The organism is Synechococcus sp. H60.1, assembly GCF_047462335.1.
GTDB lineage: Bacteria > Cyanobacteriota > Cyanobacteriia > Thermostichales > Thermostichaceae > Thermostichus.
On sequence record NZ_JANSJA010000241.1, the window covers coordinates 1 to 20,899 of the forward strand.

The window sequence follows — 20,899 nt, forward strand, 5'->3', positions numbered from 1 at the left end:
AACTTATCTACTGAAACCTCGCTCCCTGAAGAGGGTGGGCCCTCACCCCCGTCCCCACTCCCAAAGGGAGAGGGGGGGTGGGGTCTGCGCTGCTTGTTGCTGGGGGACAGATGGAAAACTGGCTGTTTCAGGGCATTCTGGCCGCTTGGCTAGGGCAGGCTGTAGGCAGCTTAATGAAGAAAAACCGGCGATGTCTACCTACTCAACGTCCTACTCAGTTTCCTACGCGAAAATCTTTTTCCCGATTTGGGTGGCGGGGCTGCTGCTGATCAGCGGTGGCCTCCTGTTTGGCCTGTTTCGGGCTTTTGGGCTCTCGATAAAACCCAACCGGAACAGGTGCGCGCCAGCAACGAGCTAGAGCCCAGCCAAATCCGACAAGAGACCCGCCAAGCCGTGGCGCAACTGAGCGTGGATAGCCAATTTCTTGGCCAGGTGGGGGAGATCCGCCGCTTTATCAAAGAGGCCTAGCCAGCCCCGCTGTTGAGCCTCTCCAACTGGGCGGAAAATTGAGAGGGGACAAGCTTAGTGCCCACGCCGGCATCGGTTAGCAGTTCCAAGAGCAGGGAATGAGGGGATCCCCCGTCTAGGATGTGGGCAGCTCGAACCCCCTGCGCTAGAGCGCGAATGCAGCACTGCACCTTGGGGATCATGCCGCCCCTAACCACGCCGCTCTGGATTAACTGGCGGGCCATCTCGATATCCAGGAGTGGAATCAGGGAGCTGGGATCCTCAGGATCTCTGAGAATGCCAGGGGTGTCGGTGAGAAGGATTAACTTTTCGGCCCCCAGAGAGGCCGCCAGCTCCCCAGCCACCGTATCAGCATTGATGTTGTAGGCTTGGCCCGTCTCGTCGGCGGCCACGCTGGAGATCACCGGGATCTGGCCGCCCTCCAACAGAGTTTGCACCAACTGGGGGTTGATGGTGCTGACTTCTCCCACAAAGCCAATTTCCGCTCGGCCCTGGGAGCGGGCTCGAATTAAATTGCCGTCCCGCCCGCACAGCCCTACTGCCGAGCCGCCGGCCAGGCTGATGAGCTGCACGATCTGTTTGTTGACTTTGCCCACCAGCACCATCTCCACCACCTCCATGGTGGCAGCATCGGTTACTCGCAGGCCATCGACAAACTTGAAGGGGATGTCCAACTTCTGCAGCCAACTGTTGATCTCCGGCCCTCCTCCATGCACCAGCACCGGCCGAATGCCGACACAGGCAAGAAAAACAATATCCCGCAGCACCTCAGCTCGGCGCTCCTGCTGCACCATGGCGGCGCCGCCATATTTGATGACCATGACGCGGCCTTGGTACTGCTGAATGTAGGGCAGAGCCTCGATGAGAATCTGCGCCCGCGTCAGGGGATCGCAGGTCACAGCCTGAGGGCTGGTTGTTCCTGAAAGAGAGGCGTTGGTCTGCACGGCTAGGGATCCCGTGTAAGACAAAAACTTCCAGAAGATCGTACTAGAAACTGACAGGCTGCTAGCTGCGCAAGGTAACCGGAAAGTGTTTCTCCAACTGGGCTCTTACTTGGTTTTGCGCGGCTTCCACCTCCGCATCGGTGAGGGTGCGATCCGGAGCGCGATAGACCAGGCGGAAGGCGAGGCTGCGCTGGCCCGGCGGCACACTTTGGCCGCGGTACTCGTCGAAAAGCTGCACCGACTGCAGCAGGGGGCCCGCCGCCTGGCGGATCACCTTCTCAATTTCTGCCACTGACAGCTCCAGCGGCGCAAAGAAGGCGATATCCCGATCCGAGGCCGGAAAAGGCGAGAAGGGAGAAAATCGTACCAGGCCCCGCCTCTCCAGGCTGGCCAGCAAGGGATCCAACTCCAGCTCAAACCCATAGACCTCATCCGGCAAGTCCTTCTCCTGGCAAAGGCGGGGGTGCAACTGCCCGAAGATGCCGGTGCGGGATCCCTCGATCCAAATACCGGCCTGCCGACCGGGGTGCAACAGCCGCGACTGCGCCTCAGGGGGATCCGGGCGAAACTCGGGGGCAAATCCCAGCCGCTCCAGCGCCGAGACCAAGAGCCCCTTGGCCTCGAACCAGTCCATGGGTCGGTTGTGGTGCCGCCAGTCGTTGGGGTTGGGATCCCCGCCCAGGATGCCGCCCAGGTGCTCCGCCTCCTGATAGGGCTCAGGACTGGAGGGAGGGGCATAGGCAAAGACGTGGCCAATTTCAAAAGCCTGTAGGGGGCCGTTGCCCTGATCCCAGTTGAAGCGAAAAGCCTCCACCAAGCCCGGCAACAGCGCCTTGCGCACAGCGGAGTACTCGGGGGAAAGCGGATTGGCGATTTTGACCAGGGAGCTGTCCTCCTCCGCCGGACAGAGGGAGATGTGGTACACCTCCGTCAGACCGATGCCCCGCATCACCTCGCGAATTTGCCGGGTCAATGTTTCCCGTGCAGAGAGGGATCCCACCTGCGGCTCCGTGGGCAGGGTTTCCGAGAAGCGGTCGTAGCCGTAGAGACGGGCAAATTCCTCAATCAGGTCGATCTCCCGTTCGACATCCCGCAGGCGGTAGGGGGGAACAGTTACCTGCCAAACGCAGCAGGCCACGCTCGCTGTCTCCGTAGCAGGGAGGGAGGGAGCCTCCGGGGCAACTTTCTGACAGCGGGAAAGCTGAAAGCCCAGAGCCGACAAGATTTCCTCCACCTCCTCTGGCCGCACCTCTTCCCCCAACACGTCGATGAGGCGCGACAGCCGCAGCTTCAGGGTACGTTCTAAGGGCGGACGTTGGTCAAAGGTAGTGAGGCCAACCACCGATCCTCCCGCCAGCCCCAAAATCAACTGCACCGCCCGATCCCGCGCCAGGTCGAGGGTAGCAAAATTAACCCCCCGCTCGTAGCGGGCCGAGGCTTCTGTGCGCAGCCCCTGCGAGCGGGCCGAGCGGCGCGTCACCACTGGGTCAAAGAGGGCTGCCTCCAAAAAAATGCTAGTGGTGGCCGAGCTCACTTCTGTCTCTTCTCCCCCCATCACACCTGCTAGGGCTACCGGCTGGCCGCCGGCCACGATGAGATGGCTTTCAGGGTGCAAGGTGCGGGTTTGGCCGTCCAGGGTTTTTAGGGTTTCTCCCGCCTGGGCAAAGCGCACCTCAATGGTGGGCTTCTTCCTGCCCATGATTTGGAGCAGGCGATCCCAGTCGAAGGCGTGCAGGGGCTGGCCCCATTCCAGCAAGATCAAGTTGGTAACATCCACAACATTGTTGATGGAGCGCATGCCAGCGGCGGCCAGGCGATGTTTTAGCCAGTCGGGAGAAGGGCCGACCTTCACTCCCTCAATCAACACGCCACTGTAGGCGGGGCAGGCCTTGGCGTCGGCAATGCGCAATTTGAAATTGGGGATGGGCTTGGCCTGTAGGGGCTGAACTGGTGGCAGGCGCAGCGGGTTGCGGGTGAGGGCGGCCACCTCGCGGGCAATCCCCACCATGCTCAGAGCATCGGCGCGGTTGGCGGTGGAAGTGAGATCCAACACCACATCATCCAGGCCCAGCAGCGGGCGGGCGTCAGACCCCAGCGGGTACAGGTTGAGATCCAAATCAGGCGGAAATTCGTGGATCCCTTCCGAAACCCTCTCCAGCCCCAGCTCAGCCAAAGAGCAGATCATGCCTTCCGAGATCACTCCCCGCTTCTCTGCTTTGGCGATGGTCAGGTTCACAGCGGGCAGATGAGTGCCCGGCGTGGCCACAGGCACGAGGAGGCCAGCGCGGGCGTTGGCCGCTCCGCAGACGATGGTGGCCGGTTGCTCGGAGCCCAAGTCCACCTGGCAAACGCGCAGCTTGTCAGCATTGGGATGGGGCTCGGCGGCTAGGATCTTGCCCAGCACCACCCCTTCAGCCCAACTGCGGCGATCTTCAATCTCCTCCACCTCAAACCCCACCAGGGTGAGGGCTTCTGCCAATTCTTCCGGGGAAAGCTCAAAGTCCACCAATTCCCGCAGCCACTTCAAGGAAATGCGCATCGCTGAGCCATCGCTGCAAACGCCGCACCCATTATCGCTCACTCCGAGTCCGGGCCAAAGGCAAGCAAGGCGCGCAAACTTCCCCTCGCAGGTAAGATGGTTACGCCATGCTGAGGTGCTGGCACCGAGGCGAGACAGCGCGTATTTCAGGCTGTGGATGTGGGTATGGGACAACGGCAACTCTTGCGCAGGATCCTGATCGGTCTGGGCCTTCTAGCTGCCATGATGGTGTGGGCCATCACCTGGCTGCTCACCCAAAGCCCTTTGGCTTTGTTGCTGTCTCGTCCGCCGCTGCCGCCGATTGTAGGCCTAGCCCCCCGTTCCACCCAGGCGCTGCTGCTGCTGGCCGCCCCTCTCGAGGATTTGCAGGCATTCTGGCAAGCGGCAACCCCCGCTTCCCAACGACGCGCCACTCGCCAGCAGTGGCGGAAGTTCTTCTCTGGCGCAGGCCCGGGCTGGCTGGGAGCCGTGTTGGCGGGGGGATCCCTGGACTTTGAGCAAGAGGTGCAGCCTTGGCTGGGGAAGAGTACCCTCTTGGCCAGCTTGCCGGAGTGGGGCACCTTGGTTGCCTTGGAAACTCGCGACGCGGCGCTTGCCCAATTCGAGCTGAACCTATTGTGGGAGCGGCAGAGCTTGGCCGGCTTGCCGGTGCAGGTGGATACCTACAAGGGCATTCAGGTGGTGTCCAGCCCACTTCCGGAGTTGCAGGGGTTCGCGGCAGCCCTTTTCGGCAAGCGCTATGTGCTGCTGGCAGAACAGGCTGCTGCCATTCGCGCCGCCATCGATGCCTGGCAGTTGCCGCAATTGTCGTTGGTGACCGAGCCACGGTTTCGGCAGGTGATCCAGCCGTTACGGGAGGCGCATGTGGGTTGGGCTTTCTGGCAAAATCCAGAATCCCCCTCTCCCGACGCCCTGGCGTTGCAGGCAGTGGGGCTGGGGCTGGGGGTAAACTTCCGGGGGTTGGTGGCCGAAACTGCCGTCCTTTGGCATACGCCTGCTGACTTTGCTTTGCCGACTGGAGAAACTTTTCGTCCGCAGGTTATTCGGCATCTGCCTGATGAGACGCTAGCGCTAATTTCCGGAAAGAACTGGGCTGCCCTTTGGCAGAGCCTGGGGCAGATGCAGCCCCTGAGCCTCTTCGGGCTGCGGCTGGATCCCGGCCAATGGCTGCAGCAGTTGCAATCGCAGGTGGAGCTGGACTGGCAGCACGTGTTGCCGGAAAGGGGAGAGTTCGCCCTTGCCTTTTTGCCCACGGATGGAGAACTGGCCTGGCTGTGGGTTGGCGAGATGCCAGATGCGCCAACGCTGGATGAGCGGGCAATCGCCCAGGGCTGGCAGGTGGTATCGATTGCAACTAAGCGTGGCACCGCCACCGCCTGGAGCAAGCCAGCGGCCCAGCCGCAACCCCAGCCAAGCCACTCCACGCCGCGAGAAGACATCCCCCTCTTGGCCGCTAAGCTGCTGCAGGTCAGCGGCGGGGGAGGCTCTCCCCAGCTGCAGGCGGCAGAGGCTCTTCCCCAAGCCCTGCCCGCGATCCCGGGAGCATCGCCCCTCTTGGCCCAGGTGTACCACACCGACCGGGAAGGCTATGCCTACCTGGCTTCTTCTTTGGCGGCTTTGGAAGCGGCCCTGGCGGATCCCCCCTTGAGCGCTGACCGCGCCTGGCGCCGCCTGGTGGCCCCCCTGCCCCACCGCAACCTGGGCTATGGGTACGGATCCCTGGGAGTTCTACCGGAAACTTGGCTGCCCCAACTGCAGGGATCCCGCTGGTCGTCCACGCGCCTGGCCTTCGCCACCACTGCCCTGACGCTGTCCGAGGCTCCCTATCCGGATCGGGGGCGCTGGCTTCTCCAGAGGGGCAAGCTGTTTTGGCAGTGGTATTAGACGATCCAGGGATCCCGGCAGCCGGGGTGAATGTACTTGCCCAGGTAGAGCTGGTTGCCCGTCTCGTTCCACTGCACAAAGTCGAAAATTTGGGTGAGCAGGAGCATTCCCCGCCCCGACTCTTCCGTTTCCAGGATGCCGCAGCGGCAGCGGTTTAGCTCCTCCTGGGGACGAAAGCCGGAGCCCTGATCCCGCACCAGCCACTGATAAAACGGCTCGGAGCTGGCGTATTCGACAATCACCCTCTTGTTGGGATCCAGGCCGTTGCCGTGGCGAACGGCGTTGATGATCGCCTCTTGCAGGCCCAAACGCACCTCCGCTCTCCAGGGGGGGGGAACTTTTGCGATCAACAAATCCAGAACCGGCTGGGTGTAGAGGGTGGAGGGAAAGCTGATAACGCTCCAGGAGCAGTTGGCGGGCTTGAGGGAGAGGGCAATCACAGGGGCAGCTGGGGGCGCAACGCTCTCCTCCCATTCTAGCCAATCCCCGTTGGCCTCAGCCCGGTCGGGCCAGATCCCGGCAGGGATCCTTTTTGACGTACCATCTTGAGTGGAGAAGCTCTTCGCGGTTACCCTGATCGGCTATGGTGATCAAAGTTGGGGATAAGGTTAAGGTGCGCTCTATTCGGGATCGCGGCCAAGAAGAGGTGAGCGCGCTGGTAGGCAAGGAGGCCGTAGTGCTGGCACGGCGGGTGGTCGATGGCAGTGGCATTGGCTATATTCTGGAATTTCCCGATCGATCCCGGCACTGGTTTTTCGAGAGCGAGCTGGAAGCGGTCGATTCCGGCCACGCCAAGGATGAGCCGAGTTGAGCAGTCTGGATACCGGCTAGAGAGGGGATCAGGGGCAGTTGCAGTGTCGGATCCCCTCTGCGTGTAAGTTTCCGCCAGAGGGGTTGCCCCGGCTCCAAACTTCTCAAGCCTGCATTTCCGCTTTAGGTAGCCGGCCCGGGTGACGCCGTTCCCTTTTGGAGGGGGTTCTCGCTACACAGGTTGTGAGCATCAAGCCCAGGGTCGCTGGTGTCCTGTTGCCGTTGTCTGGATAAGTGGTCGTGGCTTCTCCTCCCCATTTGAATCGTCGTTTGCTGGCCCGCCAGATGGCCGCCCAGGTGGATGGCCTGACGGTGGAGATGGCTGCTGCCGCCCTGGAGGCGATGCTGGAGAGCATCAGCCGCTGCTTGGCCGAGGGGGGATCGGTGCGGCTGGCGCGCTTCGGAACTTTCTCGTTGCGCTACCGCCCCGCTCGGCAAACCTATCACCCGCGCACCAAAGCCCCCATCCACATCCCGCCTGCTCAGGTGCCCCATTTCGTTCCCAGCCCAGAACTGGGGCGACCCAGGGGGGAGCAGCGGCTGGGCTCGGTTTGACCACGAATACGGCGGCGCAAGCCCCGGTCTTTAGTCCTGGGGATAAGCCGCCTAATCTCGGCAGTATGTAGCCTGGAGTAGTATCAGGATGGCCTCGCAGGAGGCGCGCAACTTGCTGCTATCAAACCGTCCATCGAAAACCAACTCCGCAACTGGATACGCTGGCCCTGCTGAACTTTACTGCGGGCCTTTTGCATTCGGCGCCAGTATCTGGGCCTAGGCCCAGGAGTTGGGATTATGGCGTCTTGGCGTGGGGTGGCAGCCCCACCGGCGTGCTTGCGTAGCTTGCGATGAGCGAGGAAGAATCCCCGCCCTTTAGGGCTGGGGAGAGCGTCACCCCCCTAGGATACTTGCAGAATGGCCGTCTTGCTCTGGTTTCGCACCGATTTGCGCCTGCTGGATCACCAGCCGCTAACACGGGCATGCCAACAGGGCTCCTTCCTCATTCCCCTCTACTGCCTGGATCCCCGCCACTTTGGCCAAACGGCCTTTGGCTTCGCCAAAACCGGCCCTTTCCGCGCCCAGTTCCTGCTGGAAAGCCTGGCGGATCTGCGGCAGCAGCTCCGAGTCCGCGGCTCCGACCTCGTCATCCGCCAGGGCCAGCCGGAGCAGGTGATCCCGGCCCTGGCGCGGGAGTGGGGGGTGAAGGCTGTCTATGCCCATGCAGAAGTGGGCACGGAGGAGGAGGCGGTAGCCACTGCCCTCCAGGAAGCGCTTCAGAACTTGGGGATCCCGCTGCACCTGGACTGGGGCCACACCCTCTACCACCCCGAAGATCTCCCCTTTGCTCTGGCAGAGCTGCCGGAGGTGTTCACCCGCTTCCGCCAGCAGGTGGAAGCCAAGGCCAGCGTCCGCGATCCCTTGCCCATCCCTTCTCTCCCGCCGTTGCCGCCGGGGCTGGATCCCGGCCCTCTGCCCACCCTGGCTGAGCTGGGGCTGAGCTTGCCTCCGCCGGATCCCCGCGCCCGCTTTGTCTACACGGGTGGCAGCAGCGCCGCCCAGGCGCGTTTGCAGACCTATATCTGGGAGCTGGACCGGTTGCGCGTCTACAAAGAAACCCGCAATGGCATGCTGGATCCCAACGACAGCTCGCGCCTTTCTGCCTGGTTGGCGTTAGGCTGCCTCTCCCCCCGCACCGTGTATGCCGAAGTCAAGCGCTACGAGCAGGAGCGGGTGCGCAACGAATCCACCTACTGGTTGGTGTTCGAGCTGCTGTGGCGGGATTACTTTCGCTTCATCTTGGCCAAGCACGGGGCCAAGCTGTTTCGCCCCTCCGGGATCCAGGGGATCCCCATCCCCTGGCAGCAGGACTGGGATCGCTTTCAGGCCTGGTGCCGCGGCGAGACCGGCTACCCCCTGGTGGATGCCAACATGCGGGAGTTGGCGGCCACGGGGTTTATGTCCAACCGCGGGCGGCAGAATGTGGCCAGCTTTCTAACCAAAAACCTGGGGATTGACTGGCGCCTGGGGGCGGAATGGTTTGAGTCGCTGCTCATCGACTACGACGTGGCCAGCAACTATGGCAACTGGAACTACACTGCCGGTGTGGGCAACGACGCCCGCGGCTTCCGCTACTTCCACATTCCCAAGCAGTCCCGCGACTACGATCCCCAAGGCCACTACTTACGCCACTGGCTGCCGGAACTGGCCGGGATCCCGGGGGAGAAGATCCACGAGCCCTATCGCCTCAGCGCCGCTGAGCAAAAGCAGTTTGGCGTGCGGCTAGGGGTAGACTATCCCCGCCCTCTGGTGGATCTGGAAAAGTCCCTGCAGGCCAATCGGCGGGCTTACGAAGCGGCCTTGGCCCGCCACCGGCGCCGCTAGCTAGGGGGATCCCCTGGAAACGGGAGTAGCGGGCGGGGGGAGGAGGCGGCTAAGACGGCGCAAGCCGGGTAAACCGCTATCTGCCACCACCGCGCTGCCATCCGGCAAAATGAGCAGATGGCCGGGCTGCTGGAAGCGGGCCGAGGAGGCGGGGCCATCCTGCCAGCCTGGCTCCTCCCCTCCGGCCAAGGTGGCAACCTGTCCATTAGGCTGCAGCCGCCGAATGCGCTGGTTATCTCGGTCGGCCAGCCAGAGGCTCCCCGACCCATCGAAGGCCAGCCCTGCAAGGGTTTGAAAACGGGCTTGCGCCAAGGGGCCATCGCGGTAGCCCGCCTCTGTACTGGAGAGGGTGGTCAGTTCTCCGTCGGCAGAGAGCCGGCGCAGGCGATGCCGGTCAGCGATCCAGAGATTCCCTTCCCTGTCCACCGCCAGGGCCGTGGGCTGCAGGAACTGGGCCTGTTCTGCCGGGCCATCGGCGGATCCCGGCTGTCCGGTGCCAGCCACTGTGGTCACCTCGCCGGCGGGGGTGATGCGGCGGATGCGGCGGTCGGCACGGTCGGCCACGTAAAGGCTGCCCTCTAGACCCAAGGCCAGGCCAAAGGGCTCGCGAAACTGCGCCTGGTCGCGCTCCCCATCACGGTAGCCGGCTACACAAGTGCCGGCAAAGGTGGTTACCTGCCGCTGAGGGCTGATGTGGCGTAGGCAGTGGTTGCCGCTGTCGGCCACCCACACTCCCCCTTTGGGATCCCAGAGCAGCCCTTGGGGGGAGTCGAACTGGGCCTGATTAGCCGCTCCATCCCGATAGCCGGCCTTGCCGCTGCCGGCCCAAACCTCCAGTTCCCCTTCGGGAGAAAGGCGAAAAATCCGGTGCTGGGCCGGGTCGGCCAAGTAAAAGAACCCTTCTGGATCAACAGCAATGCCGCCAATCTGTTTGAGAGGGATCTCGGCCTCGCCGCCGCCATCAGAGACGCTGTTCCTAGGAAGGACTGCCGAGGCGGTGCGGCCATTCAGCAAAGTCTCCACCCGCCAGGCTGAGGCTGCCGCCGCCGTAGGGGTGGGTGAGGGGGTAGGGGCCGGCCACTCGTAAACCAAGGTTCCCAACCCTTGCCCCGCCGCATCGGCAACGGCCACCCAAACGGTTCCGGAAAGGGAGGCCGGCGGCATCACCGTCAGGCGGTCGCTGCTGCGGGAGCGGATCTCCCCTCTCAAGCTGCGCTCGGGATTGGCGGCTGAAGCAAACAAAACCGTTTCCACCCGCTCCAGGTTTTCTCCTAACAGCAGCAGGGGCTGGCCGGGCGCCGGCACCCCCGACCCCGTATGCAGCAGCGGCACCTCTACCTCGGCGAGGACCAGCATGGCCAGGCGGCGATTGGCCCCGCCAGAGCCCCCAGAGCGGTCAGAAAGGGTCAGGGATCCCTTCCCTTCCGCCAAGGTGGTGGATCCCCGGTAGGCGACGGCGCTCAGCTCCGCTTCGCCCGCGGGCGGGTTGGTAAAGGTGAAGGTGGCCGGCTGCCCTGAGCGCAGGGGTGCGGTGGCGGTTTGGCGATAGCTGCCCAGGGTAATGCTGAGGTCGATCCCTTCCACCCCCGGCCAGGTGGCGGTGCGGGCCAGCCAGCGCTCCACCTCGGAGGCTGGCAGCTGGGCCACCAGATCGGATCCCTGTTCCTGGAGCAGCAAAACGATGCGATTGTTGGGCAGCGCCAGACCCGCTTGGCGGGCCTGTTCGAGCGTGAGGGCAAAGGCGGAGGGGGCGAGGGGAGTTGGAGTGGAAAGCGGTTGCAGGGCAGAAGGGGGAACGACGCTGGGAGACAAATTAGAAGAAGAAAGCTCGCCGCAGGCCGAAAGGGCCAGCACCAGGGCACTCAGCGCCGGCAAGGATAGCGGTGCAGGGGAAACCCGTCGTGGCATGATGCAGCTTATCCTCTCCCCCAAACTGGGAAATGGCGGGAACCCAAACCTCCATGCCTGTCTTCCTCAGCGTACGAGCCGGCGAAAACTGCCCAACACCTTCCCTGCTGCAGGAGCCAGCCCGGCCAATGCCTCAGGCCCTGAACTGCATTTCTATTCATAACCAACTGCCCTCACCCACAGGTGAGTTACACTCCTCACTCTTTACATCCTTACTCAAATCCCCGCCGAAAAGCCAGATGGCAGTTGGGTGCTTGCCAAGTTGTGTCTGCGTTTGTCTGCTCAAGTGTCCAGATCGGGATCCCAGCCTCTTCGAGCAGAAGCGTCTGGCAGGGTGAGCGACGGTCGTTAGACTTATAGCTCTGGGATCGGCCAGTCCCGCGGATAAATCAAATAGACAGTACCCCCGGAGTGTGCCAACCACAAAGACTCCAGCTGGTCGCGGCGGTAGGTGCGGCGAACTTCTGCGTGGGTCGGGGCCGCCGGGTCGTGGAGGATGGGATCCCCTTGGTTATCGAACCCCACCAGCACTGCCAGATGGCCATTGCTGCGGGGGAGCGGCGCCCCCTCCAGCTCGCCCTCACCCCAGGCGTAGCTAAGGATTACCGGCACTCCCGCCGCAATCCAGGCTTCTGCTTGGGCCAGGCTCTGCAGCCGCGCCACCAGGCCGGCCAACCCTCGCTCGGCGGCATGGGCCACATTGAAGGCCCAGTTGCCGTGGCCCTGGTAAACCCGGTCGTACACCCCGGCCACCGCGGCGCGCACCAACGGCTCACAGGGACGGGGATCCCGCTGCCAGTAGGCCATCACCATGGCCAAAGCGGTGGGGCTGCACCAAGCTGCTCCCCCGTCGGCGTAGACCATCTGGGAACACAAGGGCAGATCCAAGACCTGGCCCCAGCGGCTGGGATCCCCAGGGGGGAGGTGGCTGGGCTGGGCTGGCTGGTTGGAAAAGGCAACCGCCACCTGATCCATGCTGGGGGAACGGCCTGGCTCTTGTGTGAACAGGCGCACCCTGACCTGAAAAGCCTCTGCCCCCCTTTGGGTATCCTGGAGCACCAACAAATCCGTGTTGAGGTTGCCGTCCTCGTCGGCCTGCCCGCCCACGGAGTGGCTGGCCAAGGTGGCCGGATCGGCGGCCCACACGCCAGCGTGATACCACTTCGTCCAGCGCCCCGCAAGCTTGGCCCGGATCCCCACTTCCAGCCAGGTGCCGGGGGGGGTGGTGGCATTCCAGGAGACGATCGCCTCCACCAGAGGAAAGCCGGCGGGAACCTCCGGGCTGACGGCTTCTCCCACCCAATAGGGGCCGGGGGGATAAAAAGGCTGGCCCTGAAACGCCGACTCAGGCCCTTCAAGGCTGACTGCTTGCCGCCAGTCCTCTGGATCCAAAACCAATTGCCCTTGGGCATTCAGCCGGATCCCGCGGGCTAGCCAGTCCTGAAAGCCTTGGGGGGCCTGCCAGCGCTGCAACCCAGTGCGGTAGGTGGAGGGGATCTGGGCTTGCATTGTCAGGAGTCCTGGGGAAGTGGGAGCCGGCTGAGCCAACGCCGGCAGAAGCAGTACAGTCACGCCAGCCAGCCTAAGCAGACCTTGCCAACCGCTCCGGCCTTTTGCAACCCCCATGCTCTGCTTGCCCCCACTAGTAGCGCGACACCGCCGGATGCCCCTTAATGTACCAGCGCCAGGGGAGCTCCACGCCGCGGGTAATACCGATGCGGGTGGTCTGGACAATGGTCCATTGGGCTGGCCCAGAGGGGGATCCCTCTAGCCAAATGCCTTCCTGACCGGCTTCCACCGGATCCAGCCGCCAGCCGTTGTGGGATCCATCGATGCGCAGCGCCTGGCAGAGCAGGCCCGGCCCCGCCGCCACCCGCGCCGGTTTCTGTCGTTTGTTAGCCGGGATCCACTCCGGCAGGCAATCCAACTGGGCTGCCCGGATCAGCACTGCTGACGGGATCCCTTCCGCCTCGGTGACGATGTTCAGACAGTGGTAGAGGCCGTAGATGCGATAGATGTAGAGATGGCCCGGCGGCCCGAACATCACCTGGTTGCGGCGAGTCTTGCGGCGATAGGCGTGGCAGGCCGGATCCCCGGCGGTGTAGGCTTCTGTCTCCACGATCTGGGCCCGCACCTGCAGCCCATCGGCAAATTGCCGCACCAGCACCATGCCCAGCAAAACAGGCGCCACCAGCGGCGCCGGCTGGCTTAACCAATCCCTGGGATCCACGGCAGGCTCGGCAGCCCTCAGCCCCCGGCCACCGCAGGGACGATGCTCACCTCATCCCCATCCTGAAGAGGGGTCTCGGAGCCGTTGAGGAAACGAATATCTTCGCTGTTGACATAAAAATTGACAAAGCGGCGCAATTCCCCCTTCTCGTCGCACAGCCGCGCCTTGATGCCCGGATAGCTTTGCTCCAAGGCCTCCAGCAATTCCCGAATGGTGGATCCCTCGCAACTGACCACCTCCTGATCCCGGGTGAGCGCCCGCAGCGTGGTGGGAATTAACACCTTGACCGCCATAAGCCAATGCTTCGTCCACGACCAACATTAGAAGACTAGGGTAGCAGCACCCCGTCAATGCCGTGAATCACCCCGTTCGAGACGGGAATATCCGCCAGGTTCACGTTGGCCCCGTTGACCCGGATGCTGCCATCGGATCCCACCTGCACCCGTAGCGGCAACCCTGCCAAGGTGGTCAGAGTGGTCGATTGGCCGGGCCGCAGGTCAAAGGAGGTAATCCGCCCCGGCACCACATGATAGGTGAGGATGCGGGTGAGCTGATCCCGGTTGGCCGGCTGCAACAACGTCTCCACGGTGCCCGGCGGCAGTTGCCCAAAGGCCACATCAGAAGGGGCAAAGACCGTAAATGGCCCCGGCCCCGCCAACGCTGTATTCAGCCCCGCCGCCCGCAGAGCCGCCGCCAGCGTCGAGTAGCTGCTGGGCAAAGTTTCCAGCTCAACGGCAATGGTGTTCAGTCCCTGGGGCCGAGCCGTGGGAACCCAAGCAAGAGGGGTCAACACCGCTACCGCCACCGGCAGGCAGCGACGCGCAAAGTAACGGACAGAACGAAAGATAGGCATGGCGCAAAGCTCCTGAGCAGGTGGGCCTGTACCAGGGATCGTAACAGTTCTTCATTAAGTTTCCGTTAAGAGCCCAGGGGGATCCCCCTCGCTTTAAACCGAGGCCTCCTGCCAGTCCAGCCGCTCCAGCGTACGGGCCCGCTCCAGCGCCTGTTCAAAGCTCTCCAGCTTGGGCGAGATCAGCAGCGGATGGCCCACCTGCGCCTGCACCGCCTCCTGGGTCTTCAAGCCGTTGCCGGTAATGTAGGCAACCGTAACCGCCTCGGGATCGAGCTGTCCGGCTTCGGCCAGGTGTTTGAGCACGGCAATGGTGGTGCCGCCGGCGGTCTCGGTGAAGATGCCTTCGGTCTCGGCCAGGAGCTTGATGCCAGCGATAATCTCAGGATCCGTAGCCGTCGCGATCTGGCCACCGGTCTTGCGGGCAATCTCCAGGGCGTAGATGCCGTCGGCAGGGTTGCCGATGGCAATCGACTTAGCAATGGTGTTGGGCTTAACAGGAGTAACAAAATCCCGTCCTTCGCGAAAGGCCTGGGCAATGGGTGCACAGCCCTGGGCCTGGGCGCCATGGAAGGTAACCGGCTTCTCCGCCACCAGCCCCACCTTCACAAACTCCTGAAAACCTTTGTAAATCTTGGTGTACAGGGATCCGGACGCCAGGGGGATCACCACCTGATCCGGCAGTTGCCACCCCAGTTGCTCCACCACTTCGTAAGCCAGGGTTTTCGAGCCTTCTGCGTAGTAGGGGCGCAGGTTGATGTTGACAAAGCCCCAGCCGTAGCGATCGGCCACCTCGGCGCAGAGGCGATTGACCTGGTCGTAGTTGCCCTCCACCGCCATGACGATGGGGTTGTAGATGAGGGATCCCAGCACCTTACCCGCTTCTAAGTCCGCCGGGATGAAGATGACACAATCCAAGCCGGCGTGGGCGGCAATGGCGGCGGTGGAGTTGGCCAAGTTGCCCGTGCTGGCGCAGGAAACGGTGGTAAAGCCCAGCTCCTTGGCGCGGGTTAGGGCCACCGACACCACCCGATCCTTAAAGCTGAGGGTGGGCATGTTGACGGCGTCATTTTTGATGTAGAGGTTTTTCAACCCCAACCGCCGGCCCAGCCGCTCCGCCTTCACCAGAGGCGTCATGCCGGTGCCCACATCGATGGGCCGCTCCGAAACCACTGGCAGAAAAGGCCGATAGCGCCAGATGGACAGCGGCCCGGCCTGGATGCTCTGCCGGCTGACGGTGCCCTTGAGCCAGTCGTAGTCGTAGACCACTTCCAGGGGGCCAAAACACAGGTCGCACACGTGCTTAGCCACCGGCTCGTACTCAGCCCCACATTCGCGGCAGCGCAAGCGGCTGAAGCCCACCTGGGGGTTGCGCAGGGCAGGAGCCGCCGGGGCAGCGGCAGGCACGAGCGGGCGTTGGGAAAGGGTTTGCGTCATAGGGAGCCTCAGGCAGGAGAAAGGGCTGGATCTTGTTTACCCATCGTCGGGGGCCATCTTATCACCCCCGATCTATCCCGTCAACCAAATCCGACTAAAATAGTCTGGATTAGATTCGACTGGGGAGAGCGGGATCCTGGCCGGTTTGGGCAACCTCGGGGCGGCAAACTGGTGGGGGTCTGGCCAAGGAGCCTTTTCCTCTTGCCGAGATGTGGGGATAGCCCTCTATCCATCGCTAGACTGGAGAAACAAGCTGTAACAACCCAATTGGGATAGGGGATCCCGGTAGCCAGCAAGGGGCAATCCGATGCTCAAAGTTGGACGAGACAACGTGGATTTTCTCGACCACTACGACGTGATCGTGGTGGGTGGGGGGCATTCCGGCTGTGAAGCGGCCTTGGCGGCAGCACGCTTGGGCTGCAATACCTTGATGCTGACGTTGAACCTGGACAAGATTGCCTGGCAGCCCTGTAACCCCGCCGTGGGCGGCCCGGCCAAGTCGCAACTGGTGCACGAAATCGACGCCCTTGGCGGCGAGATGGGCAAGGTTACCGACCGCACCTATTTACAGAAGCGGATCCTCAACCGCTCGCGGGGGCCGGCGGTGTGGGCCTTGCGGGCGCAAACCGACAAACGCGAGTACGCGCGGGTGATGCGCTCGGTGGTGGAAAACCAACCCAACCTGACCCTTCGCGAGGGCACCGTCACCGACCTGGTGCTGGGGCGCAACGATGAGGTGGTGGGCGTGGTTACCCACTTTGGCAGTGTCTTCGGCTGTCGGGCGGTGATCCTGACCACGGGCACGTTTCTGGGGGGGCGCATCTGGATTGGCCGCCACTGGCAACCTGCCGGCAGAGCGGGGGAATTTGCCGTCGAAGGCCTGACCGACACCCTGCGCCAACTGGGCTTTGAGACGGGCCGGCTGAAAACTGGCACCCCTGCCCGTGTGGATCGCCGCAGCGTCGATTTTTCGGTGATGGAGCGGCAGCCAGGGGATCCCGACGTGCGCTGGTTTAGCTTCGACCCGGAGGTGTGGGTGCCGCGGGAGCAGATGGACTGCTACCTCACCCGCACCACGCCGGAGACCCATCGCATCATCCGCGAAAATCTCCACGAGACCCCGGTCTACGGCGGTTGGGTGGAGGCTAAGGGGCCCCGCTACTGCCCCAGCATCGAAGACAAGATCGTCCGTTTCGCCGACAAGGAAAGCCATCAAATTTTCATCGAGCCGGAAGGGCGGGATCTGCCGGAGCTCTACATCCAGGGGTTCTCGACGGGGATGCCGGAGAAAATCCAGATCCAGATGTTGCGCTCCTTGCCTGGCCTGGAGCGGTGCGTGATGCTGCGGCCTGCCTACGCCGTGGAATACGACTATCTGCCGGCTACCCAGCTCTACCCCACCCTAATGACCAAAAAAGTGCAGGGGCTCTTCTGCGCCGGCCAAATTAACGGCACCACCGGCTACGAGGAGGCGGCAGCCCAGGGGCTCATAGCCGGGATCAATGCCGCCCGCCTGGTGCAGGGCAAGCCGCTGGTGACGCTGCCGCGCGAGTCCAGCTACATCGGCACCCTCATCGACGACCTCTGCACCAAAGAGCTGCGGGAGCCCTACCGCATGCTCACCAGCCGCTCCGAATACCGTCTTATCCTGCGCGCCGATAATGCCGACCAACGCCTCACCCCCCTGGGGCGGGAATGGGGCCTCATCGACGACCGCCGCTGGTCTCTTTTCCAGGCCAAGCAAGCCCGCATTGCCGCCGAGATCGAGCGCCTGGAAACCCAGCGGGTTAAGGCCCATGACCCCGCCGGGATCCACCTCAGCCAATTGACCGGCCAGGGGATCAAAGGATCCGCCACGCTGGCCGAGATCCTGCGCCGCAACCCGATCCACTACGCCGACCTGCTGGAGCTGGGCTTGGGCAATGAGGAGCTGGATCCCTTTGAGCAGGAGGCAGCAGAAATTGCCGTCAAATACAGCGGCTACATCCAGCGGCAGCAGAACCAAATTGAGCAGGTGAGCAAGCAGTACCACCGCCTCCTGCCCCCCGATCTGGACTACCACTCCATCCCCACCCTCTCCAAAGAGTCGCGGGAGAAACTGGCGGCCGTCCGACCCCTGACGGTGGGCCAGGCCGCTCGCATTGGCGGCGTCAACCCCGCCGACATCAACGCCCTGCTCATCTACCTCGAGGTGCGGCAACGTCAGAGGGCAACGGCAGAACCCGTTAGCACCTCGCGGTAATCTCTGCCCCCCTTGCTGTAGAGGGCAGGGATCTCTTCCAGGGGCAGGCGCGAAGCTACGCCCAGATCCAAGGGCGAGACCTCCCCGCGCAGCCAGTGGCAGAGGCCGGCTGCCCCGATCATGGCGGCGTTGTCGGTACAGAGGGCAACAGGCGGGATGATCACCCGCAGGCCCTTGGGTCGGCCCGCTTCCAGCAGGCGAGCTCGCAGCTCCCGGTTGGCGGCCACCCCCCCTGTAACCAGCAGGGTTGAGAGGCCCAGCGCCTCGGCACAGGCCACCGCTTTTTCGGTCAGCACGCGGGTGAGGCAGGCCTGGAAGCTGGCAGCAATGTCGGCCACGGGCAGTTCCCGGCCTTCCTGCTGCAACTGTTGGACTAGGCGCAGCACCGCCGTCTTCAAGCCGCTGAAGCTGGTGTCGTAGGGGTGATCCAGCTTGCCCGCGGGCAGGGGGAAGCGGTTGGGATCCCCTTGTTGCGCCCAGCGGTCGATCGGCGGCCCGCCCGGATAGCCCAGCCCCAACAGGCGCGCCACCTTGTCAAAGGCTTCGCCGGCAGCATCGTCACGGGTGCGGCCCATCGTCTGGTACTCCCCGTAGTCCTTCATCCAGATCAAGCTGGTGTGGCCCCCTGAAACCAAAAGGCAGAGGCAGGGAGGGCGCAAATCGGCGGTGGCCAAAAAGCCGCTGAACAGGTGGCCCTCCAGATGGTGCACCCCGATCAAAGGTTTGTTGTAGAGCAAGGCTAAGGTCTTGGCCGCCATCAGCCCCACCAGCAGGGATCCCACCAGGCCCGGCGCACAGGTGACGGCAACGGCATCCACCTCGGCCACGCCCAGCCCGGCCTGCTGCAGGGCCGATTCCAGCACAAAGGGCAGAGTTTCCACGTGGCGGCGGGAGGCCACCTCCGGCACCACGCCCCCGTAGGCCGCATGGAGGTCAATCTGGCTAGCCACCACAGAGCTAAGCTGCCGTGGGGCAAAGGCTGGCCAGCTCGGCTCCGCCTCCACCACCGCCACAGCCGTTTCGTCGCAACTGGTTTCGATAGCGAGGACGCGGGCCATGGGAGAGCAAGTGGGGGAAAAGGGTTGGGAACGCTTCAGGATCCTTAAGAATTGTGTGGGCTAAAACTCAGGATCCATCGAGGTGAGGCGCTCGGGAGTATGATACTAACCGTTTAGTGCCCGTTTCTGCACTTAGCATTCCTGCACATTTAGACAGACCTAGACCCCTAGCTCAAGGACACATCCTGCTATGCGAACCCTTTTGAGTCTCCTGTTGGCCCTTTGCCTGGCGCTTGGCCTCGCCCAGGCTGTGCAGGCAGAGCCCTTGATCGGTCTGAAGCCTTGCAGCGAAGTTCCCGCTTTTCAGGCCCTCATGAACGAACGCCTGAGCAGCCTCGAAGAGAAGATCCTCAACGCCAGCCCTTCCCTAGCTCCCCTTTACCAGCAAAAGTTGGCCCAAACCACGAAGCGCTTTGAACGCTACAGCAAGCTGCTCTGTGGCGAGGAAGGCTTGCCCCACCTGGTTACCGATGGCCGCTGGAGCCATGCCGGTGAGTTTCTCATCCCTGGCTTACTTTTCCTCTACATTGCCGGCTGGTTGGGCTGGGCTGGGCGCTCCTACCTGATTGCTGTCCGGAATAGCGACGAGCCGGAGATGAAAGAAAGCATCATCGACGTCCCCCTGGCACTGCGCTGTTTCCTCACGGCTTTAGCCTGGCCTGCCGCTGCTTTCAAGGAAATTGCCAGCGGCGAAATTCAGGAGCCGGAAGAGGCCGTGCCCATCTCTCCTCGCTGAAGAAGGAGCTTCTCCTCTGCTTTTGGCTTAGCTTGACCTATCCGACTTGAGAGGTATGTATGGCTGATTTCACCAAGTTTCTTACCACGGCTCCGGTGGCCTTTATCTTGTTTTCCAGCTTCGTTTTTGCCCTGTTCATTGAGATCAACCGCTTCTTCCCCGACATTTTGACGTTCTGAACCCCCAAGCCAGGGATCCCTAGCGGCGGCAACAACACCCACAGGGATCCCTGGTCTTTTAGACTTTTTGGAATTTGAGATTTTTCTAACCCTTTTTGCACTGGAACCAGAGTTGCCGACATGGTTGAACCCACTGCCGATACCGTTTCCCCCAATAGGGGATATATCGCCGTTCCGGAAGGGGATCCGCAGATTGGCGATTTCTGGACGCCAATCAACCATGCCCCTGCCGTCCGCCTTTTCCTAGATTGGCTGCCCATTAACCGGCCGAGAGTAAGCCCTGTTTGGCGGGGTTTGGAAATTGGCATGGCCCACGGCTATTGGTTAGTGGGACCTTTTGCCAAGCTGGGGCCGCTGCGCGGCGAGCCCATCGGCCTGCTGAGCGGTTTCCTGGGAGCCTGTGGCCTGATCTTGATCATGACGGCAGCTCTCTCTCTCTACGGCACCGTCTCCCCGCAGCGCAACAACGGGCCAGTGCAGGGATCCCAATCCTGGAGCGAGCTGGCCGCCGGCTTTTTGATAGGGGGCATGGGCGGGGCAATTGTCGCCTATCTGCTTTTGCTCAATGGAGATCTGTTATTCCCCAATTTCGGCTAAGCGGTTTCCTCTCTAGTCCATCCCCTCATCTACGACGTCTTTGAGGGCCTCTTCCGGGCAGCAGGAAGACTGGCAAAAGGCAGGAAGCTTGCCCTAGCATAGACTGAGCCAGCCAGTGGAGTCTCGAATTTGCTATGAACCGACGGCAGCGGTTCTAGGCAGTGCTCCAAATAGTTGTTGTAAGCTGTCGTGAGCGATCTACTGTCCGATCCCACCTCTGCAAGTTTCTCTTTGGCTGAGATCCGTCGCCTGTCACCTGCAGCCCTGGCCTACCTGGGGGATGCCATTTACGAACTGCACGTGCGACGGCAGCAGTTGTTTCCTCCCACCCGGCCAGAGCTTTACCATCGGCAGGTGGTGAGGCGGGTACGCGGATCTGCTCAGGCCAGATTGCTGTTGGCGCTTTTGCCCTATCTCAGCTCTGAAGAGCGGGAGATCGTCCGCTGGGGCCGCAACGGCTGCGGTCGTCCACCCCGGCACTTGCCCTTGGCCGACTACCAAAATGCCAGCGGCCTGGAAACCATCTTGGGCTACCTCTACCTCACCGATCCTGAGCGGCTACGCCACATTCTCGCTCTCACCGATGTTTTGGCCGAGACGATAGGCGAGGGGGAAGGTTAGGATCAGCTTTTACTCTG

The 20,899-nt window shown here is 62.7% G+C and carries 20 protein-coding genes; 10 read left to right on the forward strand and 10 right to left on the reverse strand.

Annotated features, from left to right (window positions below; all coding sequences use genetic code 11):
• Nucleotides 1-336 precede the first annotated feature (336 nt).
• Nucleotides 337-468: a hypothetical protein gene (locus tag NW852_RS11445; protein WP_414364742.1), complete on the forward strand. Its 132-nt coding sequence runs from the start codon at nucleotides 337-339 to the stop codon at nucleotides 466-468.
• On the opposite strand, the gene argB is transcribed toward NW852_RS11445, so the two are convergent.
• Together argB and pheT are read right to left on the reverse strand one after the other, a co-directional pair.
• Nucleotides 465-1,367, reverse strand: coding sequence for an acetylglutamate kinase (argB, locus tag NW852_RS11450; RefSeq protein ID WP_414364744.1), 903 nt, complete (start codon nucleotides 1,365-1,367; stop codon nucleotides 465-467). The genes NW852_RS11445 and argB overlap by 4 nt on opposite strands.
• Nucleotides 1,368-1,473: 106 nt before the next feature.
• A complete protein-coding gene (gene pheT / locus NW852_RS11455) occupies nucleotides 1,474-3,951 on the reverse strand; it encodes a phenylalanine--tRNA ligase subunit beta (protein ID WP_414426758.1) in 2,478 nt (825 codons plus the stop codon).
• A gap of 165 nt (nucleotides 3,952-4,116) precedes the next feature.
• Here pheT and NW852_RS11460 point away from each other — a divergent pair, with 165 nt between their 5' ends.
• Complete coding sequence (locus tag NW852_RS11460; protein WP_414426759.1) at nucleotides 4,117-5,835, forward strand: DUF3352 domain-containing protein; 1,719 nt, start codon at nucleotides 4,117-4,119, stop codon at nucleotides 5,833-5,835.
• On the opposite strand, the gene NW852_RS11465 is transcribed toward NW852_RS11460, so the two are convergent.
• Nucleotides 5,832-6,275 carry an ATP-binding protein gene (locus NW852_RS11465; RefSeq protein ID WP_414364737.1) on the reverse strand — a complete coding sequence of 148 codons (444 nt, stop codon included), beginning with the start codon at nucleotides 6,273-6,275 and terminating at the stop codon, nucleotides 5,832-5,834. The genes NW852_RS11460 and NW852_RS11465 overlap by 4 nt on opposite strands.
• Before the next feature lie 143 nt (nucleotides 6,276-6,418).
• Between NW852_RS11465 and NW852_RS11470 the strand changes: the two genes are divergently transcribed.
• The 3 genes from NW852_RS11470 (at nucleotide 6,419) to NW852_RS11480 (ending at nucleotide 9,024) form a co-directional block, all read left to right on the forward strand.
• Complete coding sequence (locus tag NW852_RS11470) at nucleotides 6,419-6,646, forward strand: cytochrome b6f subunit family protein (RefSeq protein WP_414364736.1); 228 nt, start codon at nucleotides 6,419-6,421, stop codon at nucleotides 6,644-6,646.
• Between the two features lie 257 nt (nucleotides 6,647-6,903).
• Nucleotides 6,904-7,200 (forward strand): HU family DNA-binding protein, encoded by a 297-nt coding sequence (locus NW852_RS11475; RefSeq protein ID WP_414426760.1) that lies wholly within the window; start codon nucleotides 6,904-6,906, stop codon nucleotides 7,198-7,200.
• A gap of 357 nt (nucleotides 7,201-7,557) precedes the next feature.
• Nucleotides 7,558-9,024 (forward strand): DASH family cryptochrome, encoded by a 1,467-nt coding sequence (locus tag NW852_RS11480; RefSeq protein WP_414371734.1) that lies wholly within the window; start codon nucleotides 7,558-7,560, stop codon nucleotides 9,022-9,024.
• Here NW852_RS11480 and NW852_RS11485 read toward each other — a convergent pair whose 3' ends face one another.
• The 6 genes from NW852_RS11485 to thrC form a co-directional block, all read right to left on the reverse strand.
• Nucleotides 9,025-10,932 carry a hypothetical protein gene (locus NW852_RS11485; protein ID WP_414426761.1) on the reverse strand — a complete coding sequence of 636 codons (1,908 nt, stop codon included), beginning with the start codon at nucleotides 10,930-10,932 and terminating at the stop codon, nucleotides 9,025-9,027.
• Between the two features lie 354 nt (nucleotides 10,933-11,286).
• Nucleotides 11,287-12,504, reverse strand: coding sequence for a peptidase C39 family protein (locus NW852_RS11490; protein ID WP_414371738.1), 1,218 nt, complete (start codon nucleotides 12,502-12,504; stop codon nucleotides 11,287-11,289).
• Nucleotides 12,505-12,574: 70 nt separating this feature from the next.
• Nucleotides 12,575-13,162: a DNA-3-methyladenine glycosylase gene (locus NW852_RS11495; RefSeq protein ID WP_414371740.1), complete on the reverse strand. Its 588-nt coding sequence runs from the start codon at nucleotides 13,160-13,162 to the stop codon at nucleotides 12,575-12,577.
• A 17-nt stretch (nucleotides 13,163-13,179) separates the two neighbouring features.
• Nucleotides 13,180-13,455 carry a ubiquitin-like small modifier protein 1 gene (locus NW852_RS11500; RefSeq protein ID WP_414371742.1) on the reverse strand — a complete coding sequence of 92 codons (276 nt, stop codon included), beginning with the start codon at nucleotides 13,453-13,455 and terminating at the stop codon, nucleotides 13,180-13,182.
• A gap of 35 nt (nucleotides 13,456-13,490) precedes the next feature.
• Nucleotides 13,491-14,015: a fasciclin domain-containing protein gene (locus NW852_RS11505; RefSeq protein WP_414364723.1), complete on the reverse strand. Its 525-nt coding sequence runs from the start codon at nucleotides 14,013-14,015 to the stop codon at nucleotides 13,491-13,493.
• Nucleotides 14,016-14,108: 93 nt separating this feature from the next.
• A complete protein-coding gene (gene thrC / locus NW852_RS11510) occupies nucleotides 14,109-15,449 on the reverse strand; it encodes a threonine synthase (RefSeq protein WP_414376960.1) in 1,341 nt (446 codons plus the stop codon).
• Between the two features lie 307 nt (nucleotides 15,450-15,756).
• Between thrC and mnmG the strand changes: the two genes are divergently transcribed.
• Nucleotides 15,757-17,691: a tRNA uridine-5-carboxymethylaminomethyl(34) synthesis enzyme MnmG gene (gene mnmG / locus NW852_RS11515; protein ID WP_414364719.1), complete on the forward strand. Its 1,935-nt coding sequence runs from the start codon at nucleotides 15,757-15,759 to the stop codon at nucleotides 17,689-17,691.
• On the opposite strand, the gene tsaD is transcribed toward mnmG, so the two are convergent.
• Nucleotides 17,652-18,749, reverse strand: a complete 1,098-nt coding sequence (tsaD, locus tag NW852_RS11520) for a tRNA (adenosine(37)-N6)-threonylcarbamoyltransferase complex transferase subunit TsaD (protein ID WP_414371744.1) — start codon at nucleotides 18,747-18,749, stop codon at nucleotides 17,652-17,654. The two genes, mnmG and tsaD, sit on opposite strands and share 40 nt — an antisense overlap.
• Nucleotides 18,750-18,939: 190 nt before the next feature.
• On the opposite strand from tsaD, the gene NW852_RS11525 reads away from it, so the two are divergent.
• The 4 genes from NW852_RS11525 (at nucleotide 18,940) to NW852_RS11540 (ending at nucleotide 20,882) form a co-directional block, all read left to right on the forward strand.
• Nucleotides 18,940-19,485, forward strand: coding sequence for a Photosystem I reaction center subunit III (locus tag NW852_RS11525; RefSeq protein WP_414364715.1), 546 nt, complete (start codon nucleotides 18,940-18,942; stop codon nucleotides 19,483-19,485).
• Between the two features lie 59 nt (nucleotides 19,486-19,544).
• The gene (locus tag NW852_RS11530; protein WP_011434365.1) at nucleotides 19,545-19,664 is read left to right on the forward strand and encodes a photosystem I reaction center subunit IX; all 120 of its coding nucleotides are present in this window, start codon (nucleotides 19,545-19,547) and stop codon (nucleotides 19,662-19,664) included.
• A 120-nt stretch (nucleotides 19,665-19,784) separates the two neighbouring features.
• Entirely contained in the window at nucleotides 19,785-20,261 is a 477-nt protein-coding gene (locus NW852_RS11535) for a photosystem I reaction center protein subunit XI (RefSeq protein WP_414364713.1), read from the forward strand.
• A 189-nt stretch (nucleotides 20,262-20,450) separates the two neighbouring features.
• On the forward strand, nucleotides 20,451-20,882 hold the full coding sequence (locus NW852_RS11540; RefSeq protein WP_414364711.1) for a ribonuclease III domain-containing protein: 432 nt from the start codon (nucleotides 20,451-20,453) through the stop codon (nucleotides 20,880-20,882).
• The last annotated feature ends 17 nt before the right edge of the window (nucleotides 20,883-20,899 follow it).

Coding starts and splice junctions, on each gene's coding strand:
- pheT (WP_414426758.1), bottom strand. CDS start 3,951: ATGCGCATTTCCTTGAAGTGGCTGCGGGAATTGGTGGACTTTGAGCTT.
- NW852_RS11460 (WP_414426759.1), top strand. CDS start 4,117: ATGGGACAACGGCAACTCTTGCGCAGGATCCTGATCGGTCTGGGCCTT.
- NW852_RS11470 (WP_414364736.1), top strand. CDS start 6,419: ATGGTGATCAAAGTTGGGGATAAGGTTAAGGTGCGCTCTATTCGGGAT.
- NW852_RS11480 (WP_414371734.1), top strand. CDS start 7,558: ATGGCCGTCTTGCTCTGGTTTCGCACCGATTTGCGCCTGCTGGATCAC.
- NW852_RS11485 (WP_414426761.1), bottom strand. CDS start 10,932: ATGCCACGACGGGTTTCCCCTGCACCGCTATCCTTGCCGGCGCTGAGT.
- NW852_RS11500 (WP_414371742.1), bottom strand. CDS start 13,455: ATGGCGGTCAAGGTGTTAATTCCCACCACGCTGCGGGCGCTCACCCGG.
- NW852_RS11505 (WP_414364723.1), bottom strand. CDS start 14,015: ATGCCTATCTTTCGTTCTGTCCGTTACTTTGCGCGTCGCTGCCTGCCG.
- thrC (WP_414376960.1), bottom strand. CDS start 15,449: ATGACGCAAACCCTTTCCCAACGCCCGCTCGTGCCTGCCGCTGCCCCG.
- mnmG (WP_414364719.1), top strand. CDS start 15,757: ATGCTCAAAGTTGGACGAGACAACGTGGATTTTCTCGACCACTACGAC.
- tsaD (WP_414371744.1), bottom strand. CDS start 18,749: ATGGCCCGCGTCCTCGCTATCGAAACCAGTTGCGACGAAACGGCTGTG.
- NW852_RS11525 (WP_414364715.1), top strand. CDS start 18,940: ATGCGAACCCTTTTGAGTCTCCTGTTGGCCCTTTGCCTGGCGCTTGGC.
- NW852_RS11530 (WP_011434365.1), top strand. CDS start 19,545: ATGGCTGATTTCACCAAGTTTCTTACCACGGCTCCGGTGGCCTTTATC.
- NW852_RS11535 (WP_414364713.1), top strand. CDS start 19,785: ATGGTTGAACCCACTGCCGATACCGTTTCCCCCAATAGGGGATATATC.